The organism is Ruegeria sp. AK4, assembly GCF_056541025.1.
In genome coordinates, this window is sequence record NZ_JBQFXS010000008.1 from 123,216 (window position 1) to 137,159 (window position 13,944).

The 13,944-nt window shown below is 60.8% G+C and carries 12 protein-coding genes and 3 tRNA genes; 9 read left to right on the plus strand and 6 right to left on the minus strand.

What is annotated here, in order from left to right:
- Positions 1–23: 23 nt before the first annotated feature.
- A complete protein-coding gene (locus ACR0EZ_RS15760; protein WP_480614816.1) occupies positions 24–689 on the plus strand; it encodes a lipid-binding SYLF domain-containing protein in 666 nt (221 codons plus the stop codon).
- A 3-nt stretch (positions 690–692) separates the two neighbouring features.
- Here the strand turns inward: ACR0EZ_RS15760 and ACR0EZ_RS15765 are convergent, their stop codons facing one another.
- On the minus strand, positions 693–1,646 hold the full coding sequence (locus ACR0EZ_RS15765) for a radical SAM protein (protein WP_480614819.1): 954 nt from the start codon (positions 1,644–1,646) through the stop codon (positions 693–695).
- Between the two features lie 162 nt (positions 1,647–1,808).
- Here ACR0EZ_RS15765 and zwf point away from each other — a divergent pair, with 162 nt between their 5' ends.
- From zwf to ACR0EZ_RS15785, 4 genes are all read left to right on the plus strand, one after another.
- On the plus strand, positions 1,809–3,263 hold the full coding sequence (zwf, locus tag ACR0EZ_RS15770; RefSeq protein ID WP_480614823.1) for a glucose-6-phosphate dehydrogenase: 1,455 nt from the start codon (positions 1,809–1,811) through the stop codon (positions 3,261–3,263).
- Positions 3,260–3,931 (plus strand): 6-phosphogluconolactonase, encoded by a 672-nt coding sequence (gene pgl, locus ACR0EZ_RS15775; RefSeq protein WP_480614826.1) that lies wholly within the window; start codon positions 3,260–3,262, stop codon positions 3,929–3,931. Before zwf ends, pgl begins: the two co-directional genes overlap by 4 nt.
- Before the next feature lie 4 nt (positions 3,932–3,935).
- Entirely contained in the window at positions 3,936–5,546 is a 1,611-nt protein-coding gene (pgi, locus tag ACR0EZ_RS15780; RefSeq protein WP_480614829.1) for a glucose-6-phosphate isomerase, read from the plus strand.
- 103 nt (positions 5,547–5,649) lie between these two features.
- Complete coding sequence (locus tag ACR0EZ_RS15785) at positions 5,650–7,269, plus strand: long-chain-fatty-acid--CoA ligase (protein ID WP_480614832.1); 1,620 nt, start codon at positions 5,650–5,652, stop codon at positions 7,267–7,269.
- A 15-nt stretch (positions 7,270–7,284) separates the two neighbouring features.
- Here the strand turns inward: ACR0EZ_RS15785 and ACR0EZ_RS15790 are convergent.
- Positions 7,285–7,359, minus strand: a tRNA-Asn gene (locus ACR0EZ_RS15790).
- Positions 7,360–7,650: 291 nt separating this feature from the next.
- Here ACR0EZ_RS15790 and ACR0EZ_RS15795 point away from each other — a divergent pair.
- Positions 7,651–8,214, plus strand: coding sequence for a hypothetical protein (locus ACR0EZ_RS15795; protein ID WP_480614834.1), 564 nt, complete (start codon positions 7,651–7,653; stop codon positions 8,212–8,214).
- A gap of 96 nt (positions 8,215–8,310) precedes the next feature.
- On the opposite strand, the gene ACR0EZ_RS15800 is transcribed toward ACR0EZ_RS15795, so the two are convergent.
- Together ACR0EZ_RS15800 and ACR0EZ_RS15805 are read right to left on the minus strand one after the other, a co-directional pair.
- A tRNA-Asn gene (locus ACR0EZ_RS15800) sits at positions 8,311–8,385 on the minus strand.
- 75 nt (positions 8,386–8,460) lie between these two features.
- Positions 8,461–9,375, minus strand: coding sequence for an MBL fold metallo-hydrolase (locus ACR0EZ_RS15805; protein WP_480614837.1), 915 nt, complete (start codon positions 9,373–9,375; stop codon positions 8,461–8,463).
- 45 nt (positions 9,376–9,420) lie between these two features.
- Here ACR0EZ_RS15805 and ACR0EZ_RS15810 point away from each other — a divergent pair, with 45 nt between their 5' ends.
- Positions 9,421–10,740 (plus strand): ATP-binding protein, encoded by a 1,320-nt coding sequence (locus ACR0EZ_RS15810; protein ID WP_480614840.1) that lies wholly within the window; start codon positions 9,421–9,423, stop codon positions 10,738–10,740.
- 3 nt (positions 10,741–10,743) lie between these two features.
- Here the strand turns inward: ACR0EZ_RS15810 and ACR0EZ_RS15815 are convergent, their stop codons facing one another.
- Positions 10,744–11,820: a toll/interleukin-1 receptor domain-containing protein gene (locus ACR0EZ_RS15815; protein ID WP_480614843.1), complete on the minus strand. Its 1,077-nt coding sequence runs from the start codon at positions 11,818–11,820 to the stop codon at positions 10,744–10,746.
- A gap of 207 nt (positions 11,821–12,027) precedes the next feature.
- Positions 12,028–12,104 (minus strand) — tRNA-Ile (locus ACR0EZ_RS15820).
- A 107-nt stretch (positions 12,105–12,211) separates the two neighbouring features.
- On the opposite strand from ACR0EZ_RS15820, the gene purM reads away from it, so the two are divergent.
- Complete coding sequence (gene purM / locus ACR0EZ_RS15825; RefSeq protein ID WP_480614846.1) at positions 12,212–13,258, plus strand: phosphoribosylformylglycinamidine cyclo-ligase; 1,047 nt, start codon at positions 12,212–12,214, stop codon at positions 13,256–13,258.
- Positions 13,255–13,851, plus strand: a complete 597-nt coding sequence (gene purN / locus ACR0EZ_RS15830; RefSeq protein WP_480614849.1) for a phosphoribosylglycinamide formyltransferase — start codon at positions 13,255–13,257, stop codon at positions 13,849–13,851. Before purM ends, purN begins: the two co-directional genes overlap by 4 nt.
- Positions 13,852–13,944 lie beyond the last annotated feature (93 nt).

Genomic DNA, 13,944 nt, shown 5'->3' on the forward strand with positions numbered 1-13,944 from the left:
AGCAGTATTGGGGGGAACACCAGATGATCAGGCTTTTTTTCGCGGTCGCCGCCGCATGTGCGTTTTGTGGTCCGGTGCTGGCCGACGGCCTTCTTGGCAACCTTAAGAAAGGCGCTGAGAAAGTCGGGCAGACTGTTGGCAAAGGGGTAGAGGCCGTCGGGGACACAGTGGATTCCACGGCCGATCTGGTCACGAACGAAGCGACGGTCGAGGAAACCCGCGTCAAGCTGGATGTGATGGCGAATGAGGTGCTTGCGCAGCTCTTGGCAGAAAACCCCGAAGCCGATGCGTTGTATCAGGTCAGTGCGGGCTATGCGGTGTTCGATTCCCGCAAAGTCACGATTTTTCCCGTCTCGGCTGGGTATGGTCGCGGCGTCGCCGTTTCGATTGACACCGATCAGCATACCTACATGAACATGGGTACAGGCGGGGTCGGTGCAGCCGTTGGTATCGGCGGTTTTGAAACCAAATTCGTCATCCTGTTCGAAACACAGGCGGATCTGGAGAAATTCATCACCCACGGGTACGACGCCACGGCGGAAACCGGGGCGATGTATGGAGACGACAGCAGTGCCGATACAATCAGGTTCACCGATGGGCGCTCGTTCTTTGTGCTCAGCAAAAAGGGCTGGCGCGTGTCTGCCGGGGCCTCTGGCACAAAGTACTGGAAATCCCCGGAACTGAACTGACCGTCAGCCGGAACAGCTTGCGCCGCCAAGTACGCAGAACTTGGCGCAATGGGGGTGGTTCAGGTGCACGTCCGCCTCAGCCTCGGCCAGAGTCGTGCCCATCTCAAACTCGGGCGAATAGGGCAGCAGGGTGCAGGCCAGAACCGCAGGGCTGTCCGCGCCTTTGCGTTTGACGACCATGCGCGCGTTCGAACACATGACATCACTTGGGGATTTGCCGAGGATACCCCAGCAGGCGGTTGTTATTTCAGGGACTTCCACAGATTCGTCCATCTCGGGGAACAGCACGGTCTGGCCCGGATTGTTGGCGTCGATGTCAAAGCCATGTTCAGCGAAGAAGGCGGCGTAGCCTTTACGGCTGTCGGCGTCCGAGTCGCCCCAGACGGTGCGCCCGGCGACGGCCATGTTGAACCCGTTGTCGCGCAGCCACTCCATCCCCGCCAGGGTCTTTTCGAAACTGCCAGCGCCGCGTTCTTTGTCATGCAGGTCTGGGCGGTAGTGATCGACGGAAACGCGCAAGATCAGCTTGTCGTTATAGTCGCGCTGCAGGTTCAGCAGCCCTTCGCGCATCTTCCGGCGCATCATGGGTTGCATCGCGTTGGTCAGGACCAGAACCTCGTACCCGCGCGCAAGTGCGGCGCGGGTCATGTCGATGAATTCGGGGTTCATGAAGGGTTCGCCCCCCGTAAAGCCGATCTCGCGAATGGGCCAGTTGCGCTGTTCGATCTGGTCCAGATAATCCGTGACCTCATCCGCCGTGATGTAGACCAGCGCATCGTTGGTCGGGCTGCTGGCGATATAGCAGTTCACGCATTCGATGTTGCACAGGGTGCCGGTGTTGAACCAGAGCGTCTCGGGGTTTGTCAGTGCAACCGAGGCTCGGGTCTGGCCATCCGCTGTCACTATTTTGTTCTGAAACTTGCCGATATTGGCAAGCTGAGGGGCGTTGTCTTTCATTCCCGCATCCGGTTCTTTGGCGTCATTCAACTGACTTAGTCGTTTGCGGTGGAATTGGTAAGGGCGTCAGGGTGGTGCTGACAGAGTTTTGATCTGCGAAAAAAAGCAGATATGATTGCGCTAACATTGGACATGGCGATAGGGGCAAGGTAAGGACAACTCATGGTTTCTCGCGTCATACCCGTTGATCCATTCGATCTGGTCATTTTCGGCGGCACCGGCGATCTGGCGCAGCGAAAGATTCTGCCAGCCTTGTTTCGCCGGTATTGCGCCGGACAGTGGCCGGACGATGTGCAGATCATTGGTGCGGCGCGCGGGGATCACAGCCCGGATGCCTTTCGCGGGATGGTTGCCGAATCGCTGCGCCGACATGCGCCCCGGCGGGCACAGGACAGCGACGCGCTGAACGGGTTTCTGCAGCGGATCGACTATGTGCCGCTGGATGCAATGTCCGGGGACGGATGGACCGATCTGTCGCAAAGGCTGCAGGAAAACCGCGTTCGGGCGTTCTATTTCTCGGTCGGTCCCAGCCTGTTCGGCCCACTGGCCGAGCGGATCAGGCTGCACAATCTGGCCTCGGACCATGCGCGGATCGTGGTCGAGAAACCCTTCGGTCACGATCTGGAAAGCGCGCGGGCGCTGAACGCCACGCTGGCGGCGCATTTCGATGAAAGCCAGATTTACCGCATCGACCATTATCTGGGTAAGGAAACCGTTCAGAACCTGATGGCGGTTCGCTTTGGCAATATGCTGTTCGAGCCGTTGTGGAACAGCCAATACGTGGATCACATCCAGATCACCGTGGCGGAAACCGTCGGTGTCGACGGGCGCGAGGACTATTACGAACGCGCCGGTGCGATGCGGGACATGATGCAGAACCACCTGATGCAACTACTCTGCCTGATCGCGATGGAGCCGCCTGCCAAGTTCGACCCCGACGCGGTGCGGGACGAAAAGCTAAAGGTGATCCGGGCGCTTGATCAGGTTCAACCTCACCACATCGTGCGCGGACAGTTCGCGGCGGGCTCGGACGAGCGGGGGTATCGTGACATCGTGGGCAATCCGCGTTCGACCACCGAAAGCTACGTGGCGCTGCGGGCGCATGTCAGCAACTGGCGGTGGGCGGGCACCCCGTTCTACCTGCGCACCGGCAAGCGGCTGGTGGCGCGGTCGTCGGTCATCAACGTGATGTTCAAGGACGCGCCGCATTCGATTTTTGGGGCAGACGCCGGGCGGCATGCGAATGTGCTGTCGATCCGGTTGCAGCCGAACGAGGGGATCACCCTGAAAGTGACGATCAAAGAGCCTGGTCAGGGTGGGATGCGGTTGATCGACGTGCCTTTGGACATGAGCTTTGCCGAAGCGCTCGGCCCCGAAAGCCAGGACCCGCCGGACGCTTACGAGCGGTTGGTGATGGACGTGATCCGGGGCAACCAGACCCTGTTCATGCGCGGGGATGAGGTCGAAGCCGCCTGGGCCTGGACCGACCCGATCATCGCGGGTTGGCAGGCGCGTGGCGATGTGCCCAAACCTTATGACAGCGGCAGCACAGGCCCAGGCGACGCCGAACTGCTGATGAAACGAGACGGTCGCCGCTGGCAGGGAATTAATCCATGAAAATTCAGGAATATGCCGACCGGGACATGTTGGCCATCGATGTTGCAAACGCGCTTGCCGGAGAGTTGGAGGCGGCGTTGCTGCACGAAGAGAAGGTCGCGCTGGCCGTTCCGGGGGGCACGACGCCGGGCCCGATGTTTGACGTGTTGTGCGCCGCCGATCTGGATTGGGACCGCGTGCGCGTTCTGCCCACGGACGAGCGTTGCGTGCCCGCCGACAGCGAGCGGTCGAACGAACGCCTGATCCGCGACAGGTTGCTGACCAACCGGGCCTCGGTCGCGGAATATGTCCCTTTATACCTGCCGGGTGCCGCCCCCGAGGCCGCATTGGCGGAAATCGAATCCCTGATCGCTCCGGTCATGCCGCTGTCTGTACTGGTCTTGGGAATGGGCGAGGATATGCACACCGCGTCGCTGTTCCCCGGCATGGACGGGCTAGAGGCCGCTTTGGACGCGCACGCGCCGATGCTGGCGGTGGCCCGAACCGATGTACAGCCGGAACCGCGCATCACCCTGACCGCGCCGGTTCTGGATGGGGCCTTGTCCAAACATCTGATCATTTTCGGAGCCGCAAAACGCGAGGCGTTAGAACGTGCCATGTCGCTGCCACCGGAAGAGGCGCCAATCGCAGCGGTGCTAAGCGGCATGACGGTACATTGGGCGGAGTAGGACCATGCAACTGGACACATTGAAATCACTGGCCGCTTCCCGGCAAGACCGCCGCTTGATTGACCTGTTTGACGCTGACCCGACGCGGGCACAGAGCTTTTCGGCCTCGACCGGTGATTTGCTGTTCGATTACTCAAAAACGCAGATCGATCAGGCGGTGCGCGACGCTCTGATCCGGTTGTGCGACGAGGCCGATCTGGCGGGCCGGCGTGAGGCGATGTTCAGCGGCCAGAAGATCAATGAGACCGAGGGGCGCGCGGTGCTGCATACCGCGCTTCGCAACCTCGACGGCGGCCCGGTTGAGGTCGATGGGCAGGACGTCATGCCGGATGTCCTGGACACTCTGCAGCGGCTGCGGGTCTTCGCGGAAGAAGTGCGCGGCGGCGCGGCGTCAGGGGCAGGGGGCAGCTTTACCGATGTGGTGAATATCGGTATAGGCGGGTCCGATCTGGGGCCGGTCATGGCGACCCACGCTTTGGCTCCGTACCACGATGGGCCGCGGCTGCACTATGTCTCGAACGTGGACGGGGCGCATATCGCAGACACTCTGCGGCAGTTGGACCCGACGCGGACGCTGGTGATCGTCGCTTCAAAAACCTTCACCACGATTGAGACCATGACCAACGCGCGCACCGCGCGGGCTTGGATGACCGATGGGGGCGGGGACCCGTCCACGCAGTTCGCTGCCGTGTCCAGTGCCCTGGACAAGACACAGGCCTTTGGCATCCCCGAAGCGCGCGTGTTCGGTTTCGCCGACTGGGTCGGCGGGCGGTACTCGGTCTGGGGGCCGGTGGGTCTGCCGGTGATGATCGCCGTAGGCTCGAATGCGTTTGACGCGTTTCTGCGCGGCGGGCAGGCGATGGACCTGCATTTCCAGTCTGCCGAATGGGCCGAGAACCTTCCGGTGATGTTGGCCCTGGTCGGGGTCTGGCACCGTCAGGTTCTGGGCCATGCCAGTCGCGCCGTTTTGCCCTATGACCAACGATTGCTGCGATTGCCCGCCTATTTTCAGCAGTTGGAGATGGAATCCAACGGCAAGTCCGTTGCGATGGATGGCAGCACGCTGACCGTGCACTCTGGCCCGGTGGTTTGGGGAGAGCCCGGCACAAACGGGCAGCACGCCTTCTATCAGTTGATCCATCAGGGGACCGACGTGATCCCCTGTGAATTCATGGTCGCCGCCGAAGGACACGAACCCGAACTGGCCCATCACCACCGCCTGCTTCTCGCCAATTGTCTGGCGCAATCCGAGGCGCTGATGCGCGGGCGCTCGCTGGACGAGGCGCGTGCCCGTATGGCGGAGAAAGGGCTGAACGGCGCGGAACTGGAACGGCAGGCGCGTCATCGCGTGTTTCCGGGGAACCGACCGTCAACCACGTTGATCTACCCCCAACTCACCCCGTTTGTTCTGGGCCAGATCATCGCGCTGTATGAACACCGCGTGTTTGTCGAGGGCGTTCTGCTGGGGATCAACTCGTTCGATCAGTGGGGCGTGGAACTGGGCAAGGAACTGGCGACCTCACTGGGGCCGATCGTTGATGGCGATGAAAGCGCCAGCGGTAAGGACGGATCGACGGCTGCGCTGGTGGACTACGCTTTGCGTCATCGCGGCTGACCGCATTCTTTTATTGTCAGACAATTGAATCATTGGCAGGGTCGTCGCCAAGGTATAACGGCGCGACCCCTGCGGATCAGCGCTGACGATGGGAGGATTGTCCATGCTGGGACAGATGATGACGCAGCCCTTGCTGATTTCGTCGCTGATTGAGCACGCCGAACGCTATCACGGCCAGACCGAGATCGTCTCGGTCGAAACAGACGGCACCGTGACCCAGACCAACTGGGCCGGAATCGCGCGGAACGCCCGCCAAATGGCCTCGGCGCTGGTGAAGCTGGGGCTCGAACCGCAGGATCGCGTGGGTACGCTGGCGTGGAACAACCGTCGGCATCTGGAAATCTACTACGCCGTTTCCGGCGCTGGCTTTGTTTGCCACACGATCAACCCACGCCTGTTTCCCGAACAACTCACCTACATCATCAATCACGCACAGGATCGTGCCCTGTTCTTTGATGCAACCTTCCTGCCTCTGGTCGCAGCACTGCAGGAGCATTTGACCGAGGTGCAGCATTTTGTGCTGATGGGGGCCCGGGACGAGGCCGCGTTGTCTCAGGTGCCGGGGCTGGTTTTCTACGATGAACTGATTAAAACCGGCGATGAGAGCTTTGCTTGGCCCAGCTTTGATGAAAACACCGCCTCCAGCCTCTGCTATACGTCCGGCACGACGGGGAACCCCAAGGGTGTTCTTTATTCGCACCGGTCCACCTTGCTGCACAGCTTTGCGTCGAACACGCGCGATGTGATCGGCTATTCCGCCATGGATGTGGTGATGCCGGTGGTGCCAATGTTCCACGTCAACGCCTGGGGGTCGCCCTATGCCAGCGCCATGTCGGGCTCGCGCATGGTGATGCCGGGTCCTGACCTGCATGGCGAGGCGTTGGTCAATCTGATCGACACCTATGGCGTGACGCTGGCCATGGGCGTGCCCACGATTTGGCAGGGCTTGCTGACCCATGCCGCGAAATGCGGAACCAAGCTTGAAAGCCTCAACCGTACGGTGATTGGCGGCGCGGCGTGCCCGCCCTCGATGATTGAAACCTTCCGGGAGACCTATGGCGTCGACACCGTTCACGCCTGGGGGATGAGCGAGATGAGCCCGCTGGGCACCACCAACTACCCCATGGCCAAGCATCTGGAAATGCCGCTCGACGCCCAGCACAAGCTGCGCGAAAATCAGGGGCGTCCGCCCTTTGGGGCGGAGCTGAAAATCGTCGATGATGACGGCAACGACCTGCCGCACGACGGCGAAACGCAGGGCGACCTGATGGTGCGCGGTCACTGGGTTCTGGACAGTTATTTCCAGTTGCAGGACGAGGGCCTGCTGCAGGATGGCTGGTTCGCCACCGGCGACGTGGCAACGCTGGATGCCGACGGCTACATGACCATCCGGGACCGGTCCAAGGACATCATCAAATCGGGTGGAGAGTGGATCAGTTCGGTCGAGTTGGAGAATATCGCCGTCGCCCATCCCAAACTCGCCACGGCAGCCGTTGTGGGCGTGCCGCACCCGAAATGGGACGAGCGCCCGCTGCTGGTCGCGGTGAAAGCCGAAGGCGAGGACCCGACCGAGGACGAATTGCTGGCCTTCTTCGACGGAAAGATCGCCAAATGGCAGGTGCCGGACAAGGTTGTATTCGTCGACGCGCTGCCGCTGAACGCAACAGGAAAGGTGCTGAAACGCAACCTGCGCGCGGATTATGAGGACGCCTTAACCGGCTAGGTCTAAAGGGAAAAATGGCTCCGGCGGTAGGGATCGAACCTACGACCAATTGATTAACAGTCAACTGCTCTACCGCTGAGCTACGCCGGAACGGTTCGCGCCGTATAGCAACCAGATTTCGCGGCGTCCAGAGGGCGGATGAATGTTTTTTTGCGCCGGTGTAGCCGTACACGTAAGGCAAGCCTTGCCCTGACCCCAACAGGTTCCATGCGCTTGTTCATGATTTCTCAGGAACTGTCCGAATAACACAGTGCGAAGGCGATTTCGTGGGCGAGAAACCTTCGCCTGTATGACAGGGGCGCAGCGTGTTAGACACGGCCCGAGATTCTGGATTCGGAGACCGATTTGAAGGCCAATGTAACAGACAGACCCGTCCTCACTTTGCCGGAAAACGTCCAGGATCTGGTTCGTGAAAAGTACCAGGAAGCGTCGGTCATACTCGAATACGGGTCCGGCGGGTCCACGGTGATGGCGGCTGAGATGGAGTCGAAAACCGTCTACAGCGTCGAAAGCGATCGGAAGTGGGCGCGGAAGATGCAGCGCTGGTTCAACCAGAACCCGCCCGCCGCAAATACCGACGTTCACGTTCGCTGGGTCAATATTGGCGCGACAAAGAAATGGGGCTTCCCCGTCAGCACCGAGAACTGGTCCCGCTTTCCGCGCTACCCGCTGTCGATCTGGCAAAGCGACGGGTTCAAGCACCCCGATGTGGTTCTGGTTGACGGTCGCTTCCGCGTTGGATGCGCCTTGGCCACGGCGTTCAGCATCTCGCGCCCTGTGACGCTTTTGTTCGACGACTACGCCCACCGTCCGCGCATGCACGCAACCGAGGAATTTCTGGAGAAACCAGAACTGGTTGGGCGCATGGCCGTCTTTCATGTCGAGCCGCAGAAAATAGAAGCCAACCGGCTGATTCGAATGTTCAGGCTGATGACCAATCCCTAGGCAGCAGGGGCTGCGGCGCGCGGGGGATACTGGCGCGCAATGGGTTTAAACCCCACGGTGTCGCGTCTGAAAATTGCCAGTACTATTTGGAAAATCTGGCTCCGGCGGTAGGGATCGAACCTACGACCAATTGATTAACAGTCAACTGCTCTACCGCTGAGCTACGCCGGAACTGAGGGGCGTATAACAATCCGGATTTTCGGCGTCCAGAGGGGAATGGCGGGAATCGGGAAAAATTTCTTCGGGTCACGCGCAGCGTTTGAAAACGGTGGTCGCCGACAAGGAACCGTCCGGAGCGACCTGGGATTTTCCTGTCAGATCAATAAGGTGGGCGAACACGTTACGCTCGGCAGCGGGCAATAGGGCAGCCGGGGTGTCGGTATAGATGCGCTCGGCCAGCTGGCGCGCCGTGCCGGGGGCCTGTTCCAGCGCCGACAGGATTTGCGCCTCGCGCCCCAACCGGTGCTGAATCAGCCAGTCAAGGCGGCCCGCGGGGTCGGTGATCGGCGCGCCGTGCCCGGCGTGGAAGACCGACCAGCTCCGCGCCCGCAGTCGGTGGCAGGCGGCCATGAAGTCGGTCAGGTCTCCGTCAGGGGGGGAAACCAGCGAACTGGCCCAGCCCATCACGTGATCTGCGGTGAAACAGGTGTCGCCCCAGGCCAAAGCGATGTGGTTGCCCAGATGGCCGGGGGTGTGGATGACCTCTAGCTGCCAGTCATCGCCTTCGATCACCTCTGAATCCGCGACCTCGATATCTGGGCGAAACGCGGAGTCGATGCCTTCGCCGCCACCGGCCAGACCGTTTTTGGCCAGCTGGGTCATGACATCGCTGCGCCCGGCCTCGGGCCCGCCAAAGGCCAGAATCGGAGCCCCTGTCTGCGCCGACAAGGGGCCAGCCAACGGAGAATGATCCAGATGGCTGTGCGTGACGAAGATGTGGCTGATCCTTTGCCCCGGCTGCAGCGCGCCCAGAATCGCCTGCAGATGCGCGTCGTTCAGCGGGCCGGGGTCGATCACGGCCAGGTCTCGCTGCCCCAAAAGATAGGTATTGGTGCCGCGATAGGTCATGGGCGAAGGGTTCGGAGCCAGAATGCGACGCAGCCCCGGCTGCAATTCAATTGCTTGACCGGGGGCTGGGTTGAAATCGTCAGGGGCCTGCATTCTTGTCCTCTTCCTCTAGCCGGGGCAGCCCGTTAGGTTTAGCCTATGTCGTCGCACTGGCTCAAACCCTATATGCCGCGCAGCCTGTACGCCCGGGCCGCATTGATCCTGGTTCTTCCGGTGATCGTGCTGTTGCTGGTCGTCGGAAATGCGTTCCTTCAACGGCATTTAGAGGATGTCACGGCGCAGATGGTCCGCGCGACCGTGCGCGAGGTCGATCTGATCACAAGCGCAATGGCCGACGTGGAAACGCAGCAGCAGGCGCTTGCAGCCGTGCGCCCGGATCTGGCTGCGTTGGAAATGAAGGTTCGCTTTCTGGGGCTCAACGAAGTGCCGGATATCGGCAAACGGCGGTGGTACGATTTCATCGCCCCTCAGGTCGAGGCTGACTTGCACGCCCAATTGCCAAGCCTGCAAGCGGTTGCCCTGCCAAGCGGTGCAGATGTCCGGTTGTACATCCGGACACATCTGGGCCTGCTCGAACTGACCTTTGACAGACGGCGCCTGTCGCCCACGGCCCCGCACCAGTTGATGGTCACGATGGTGTTTTTTGCCGTCGTCATGACCTCGATCTCATTTCTTTACATGCGCAATCAGTTGCGCCCGATCACGCGTCTGGCCAACGCGGCGCAGGCGTTTGGCCGCGGGCGCGTTGTGCCCTACACCCCCGGCGGCGCGATCGAGGTGCGAGCCGCCGGTAATGCGTTTCTGGACATGCGCGCCCGGATCGAACGGCAGATGGAGCAGCGCACGCTGATGCTGTCCGGCGTCAGCCATGATCTGCGCACCCCTCTGACGCGCCTGAAACTTGGCCTGTCCATGCTGCCCGAGGACGAAGCCGCCCCGCTGCAGCAGGATGTCACGGAAATGCAGTCGCTTCTGGATGCGTTTCTGGAGTTTTCCCGAGGGGCTGCCGAAGGTGCCCCCGAGGAAATCGACCCGGAAGCCTTCCTGCGCCAGATTGTCGGTGACGCACAGCGGGCCGGATATGTGGCCGAGTTGATCAGTGTCGAGGGCGAGGGCACCGCAACCTTTCGCCCCACGGCCATCCGTCGCGCTGTTGAAAACCTGATCGGAAACGCGGTCCGGTATGGCAGCAAGGCGGATGTCAGCCTGACGCTCAGCGCCAAATCCATTCGCATTCGGGTCGAAGACGATGGCCCCGGTATCCCGCCCGAGCAACGCACCGAAGCCGTCAAACCCTTTACCCGGCTGGACCCGGCCCGCAATCAGAACCAGGGTAGCGGCGTGGGCCTTGGGCTGGCCATCGTCGCCGACATCGCCCGCGCCCACGGCGGAACACTGCGCCTTGCTGAAAGCGAACGGCTGGGCGGCTTGTGCGCGGATATCGTGATTGGGCGGTAGGCCCTATTGTGAACAGGCGTCGCCCCCAACAAAAATGGCGTCGAATTCGCATTGGAGGCTCATCATAAGAATAACAAACGTCAGCAGCACCAAGGTGACGGCGAAGCAGACATTGCCCAGAAAGACATTGATCTGAATTTTTTTCATGGGCCCCTGATTTCGGTTCTCGCGAAACGCGGAGCTGTGACAAATATAAGCAACCAAAGCAAAAATCATCGCCAGAAAGAAAAAGGCAATCGAAAGCAACAGCCAGAATTCATCTGCGTATCCGTGGCCGAATTTTTTGGCCAAAAGCAACATCCCCAGCCAGAGTTGCAATCCGGCAACCAAAAACCAAAGAAGAAGAAGGAACTTGGCGACTAAAAAGCCGAACCGTCGCGCCGAATAACTTGCAGCCGCACCGACCAGGGCAAATATCAGCGCGATGAAGGCCGCCCCGCCATAGAGCATTGCCCCAAATGCGGTGTGTCCGGCGCGGTACATATGCAGGGAAACATCCTCTGACTGCAACGGGCTGCCATCCGACTGGGATAGAAAGCCGAGACTTACGATCATCAATATCGTCAAGACGCCGGCAAACGGCACTGCCAACAGGAAAATGCGGTTCAGAAGCGTCACAAGTCCCAGAGTGATGACATCCTTGCGCTGCGCCCCTATCCGGCTGCGCAAGGTGGCCTCTAACGCGTCAATGCTGTGACCTTCGCCAGCCTCCAGATCCTCGGAACGCAGGTTGTGGGTCTCGAATTCGCTGAATGGCTCAATGACTTCGTCGCTGTCAATCGCGATCGGTATCAGCTTGTTCTCAAAATAGGCGAGGCCGGATTCGGCGATCTGCCAGGGCGAGGGCTTATCCGGAAAGATGGCAAGCATCAGGTGCGCGTCCAGAACGGATCGTCTGATCTCTTCACGGAACTTTCGGCCCGCGGTGATCTGTTCGCTCATCCAGACCGACAGGCCCCGGGCATCCAGTATGTCGCGCAAAATGTGCGCGGCTTTCTCGGTTTCCTTGCTCCAGGCAATGAAGACCACCGCTTTCGGCGAGAAATAGCTATTCGCAGCAGTCTTATCAGTTCCCGTCATTTCGGCACCCTCACAGAAAACCGCTCGGCCCGGTTGTCACCCGCGCGCTGAACACATGGTTGTCCATCAGAATAGTGTATTTCGGTCTTTTTTGCCTGTATGGCGACGGGCGGTGCTTTCGGGCAGGGAAACGCGGCTCATAACGCAGTCCGACCAACGACAGGGCGATCTTATTATGTAACAAAATCAGTGATATGGCGGATATTCTGGTAGGCCCGGAGGGACTCGAACCCCCAACCAAAGCGTTATGAGCGCTCTGCTCTAACCAATTGAGCTACAGGCCCGCCTGAGCGCCTTGGGTATCACGGTGAACGCCCGCGTCAAGCCTGACCGTTGCAACATGTTGCACAATCGACTAACCCGCCCGCAAAGCATTCATGAGGGATTGGCCATGACAGCGGGCAAGAACGGAATCACCTATGCCGATGCGGGCGTGGATATCGATGCAGGCAACGCGTTGGTCGACCGGATCAAGCCCGCCGCCAAACGCACCAACCGGCCCGGAGTCATGAGCGGTCTGGGTGGTTTCGGGGCGCTGTTTGACCTTAAAGCGGCAGGGTATAACGATCCGATCCTTGTGGGCGCGACCGATGGCGTTGGCACCAAGCTGCGGATCGCGATTGATACCGGCGTGGTGGATGGCGTCGGGATCGACCTGGTGGCGATGTGCGTGAATGACCTGATCTGTCAGGGGGCTGAACCGCTTTTCTTCCTCGACTATTTCGCAACCGGCAAGCTGGACACCGACACCGCTGCGCGGATCATCGAAGGGATTGCCGAAGGGTGCGCGCAGTCTGGGTGCGCCCTGATCGGCGGTGAAACGGCTGAAATGCCGGGCATGTATCCCGATGGTGATTTCGATCTGGCCGGGTTCTCGGTCGGGGCGATGGAACGGGGCGGCGACCTGCCGGACGGCGTTCAGGCGGGCGATGTGCTGCTGGGTCTGGCGTCGAACGGGGTGCACTCGAACGGATACTCACTGGTGCGCAAGCTGGTCGAGATGTCGGGCCTGAACTGGGATGACGCCTCGCCCTTTGGCGAGCGGTCGCTGGGTGAGGCGCTGCTGACGCCGACGCGCCTGTATGTAAAGCCAGCCCTGGCTGCGATCCGGGCAGGGGGCGTACATGCGCTGGCCCATATCACCGGTGGCGGCCTGACCGAAAACCTGCCACGTGTTTTGCCCGAAGGGCTGGGGGCGGAGATTGACCTGAATGCTTGGGAATTGCCGCCGGTCTTTGGCTGGATGGCAAAGACAGGCGGGATTGCCGAGGCCGAGATGCTCAAGACCTTTAATTGCGGCATCGGCATGATTGTCGTCTGCGCCGGGGATCGGGCCGACGAACTGGCGGAACTGCTGTCCGAGGCGGGCGAAACCGTCTCGCGCATCGGGGCCGTGACGGACAACCCCGGCGTCGCCTATTCGGGCAAGCTGTTGTGAGCCAAAAGCGCGTTGCGATCCTGATCTCGGGTGGTGGGTCAAACATGGTGTCGCTGGTCGACAGCATGGTGGGCGACCACCCGGCGCGGCCCTGTCTGGTGCTGTCGAATGACGCACAGGCCGGGGGGCTGAAGAAGGCGGCGGATCGGGGCATCGCGACGGCAGCCGTGGATCACCGCCCCTACAAGGGCGACCGTGCGGCGTTCGAAGTTGAACTGTTGAAACCGTTGCACGCGGCGCAGCCTGATATCGTCTGTCTGGCCGGGTTCATGCGGGTTCTGACGGGCGATTTCGTCCGGCAGTTTCAGGGGCGGATGCTGAATATTCACCCCTCGCTGTTGCCAAAATACAAGGGGCTGCACACCCATGCCCGCGCCATCGAGGCCGGCGACGCAGAACATGGCTGCACCGTGCACGAGGTGACAGCAGCGCTGGATGACGGCCCAATTCTGGGTCAGGCCCGTGTAAAAATTGAACCCGCAGACACACCCGATGCCTTGGCCGCGCGCGTTCTGGTCTGGGAGCACAAGCTTTACCCTGCCGTGTTGCGGCGGTTCGCGGTCGGAGACAAGTCGCCGGTTCTGCTGCCCTGATCGCCCGAGGGTGATTTACACTTGGCCGCTATTCGTCCTATGGTCGCGCCTACCGCTCGGCACGAGGAAAAATCGGGCAAACACCAAGAACAA

Excerpts from the sequence above, each read along its gene's own strand:
- ACR0EZ_RS15760 (WP_480614816.1), top strand. The coding sequence starts at position 24 with ATGATCAGGCTTTTTTTCGCGGTCGCCGCCGCATGTGCGTTTTGTGGT.
- ACR0EZ_RS15765 (WP_480614819.1), bottom strand. The coding sequence starts at position 1,646 with ATGAAAGACAACGCCCCTCAGCTTGCCAATATCGGCAAGTTTCAGAAC.
- zwf (WP_480614823.1), top strand. The coding sequence starts at position 1,809 with ATGGTTTCTCGCGTCATACCCGTTGATCCATTCGATCTGGTCATTTTC.
- pgl (WP_480614826.1), top strand. The coding sequence starts at position 3,260 with ATGAAAATTCAGGAATATGCCGACCGGGACATGTTGGCCATCGATGTT.
- pgi (WP_480614829.1), top strand. The coding sequence starts at position 3,936 with ATGCAACTGGACACATTGAAATCACTGGCCGCTTCCCGGCAAGACCGC.
- ACR0EZ_RS15785 (WP_480614832.1), top strand. The coding sequence starts at position 5,650 with ATGCTGGGACAGATGATGACGCAGCCCTTGCTGATTTCGTCGCTGATT.
- ACR0EZ_RS15805 (WP_480614837.1), bottom strand. The coding sequence starts at position 9,375 with ATGCAGGCCCCTGACGATTTCAACCCAGCCCCCGGTCAAGCAATTGAA.
- ACR0EZ_RS15810 (WP_480614840.1), top strand. The coding sequence starts at position 9,421 with ATGTCGTCGCACTGGCTCAAACCCTATATGCCGCGCAGCCTGTACGCC.
- ACR0EZ_RS15815 (WP_480614843.1), bottom strand. The coding sequence starts at position 11,820 with ATGACGGGAACTGATAAGACTGCTGCGAATAGCTATTTCTCGCCGAAA.
- purM (WP_480614846.1), top strand. The coding sequence starts at position 12,212 with ATGACAGCGGGCAAGAACGGAATCACCTATGCCGATGCGGGCGTGGAT.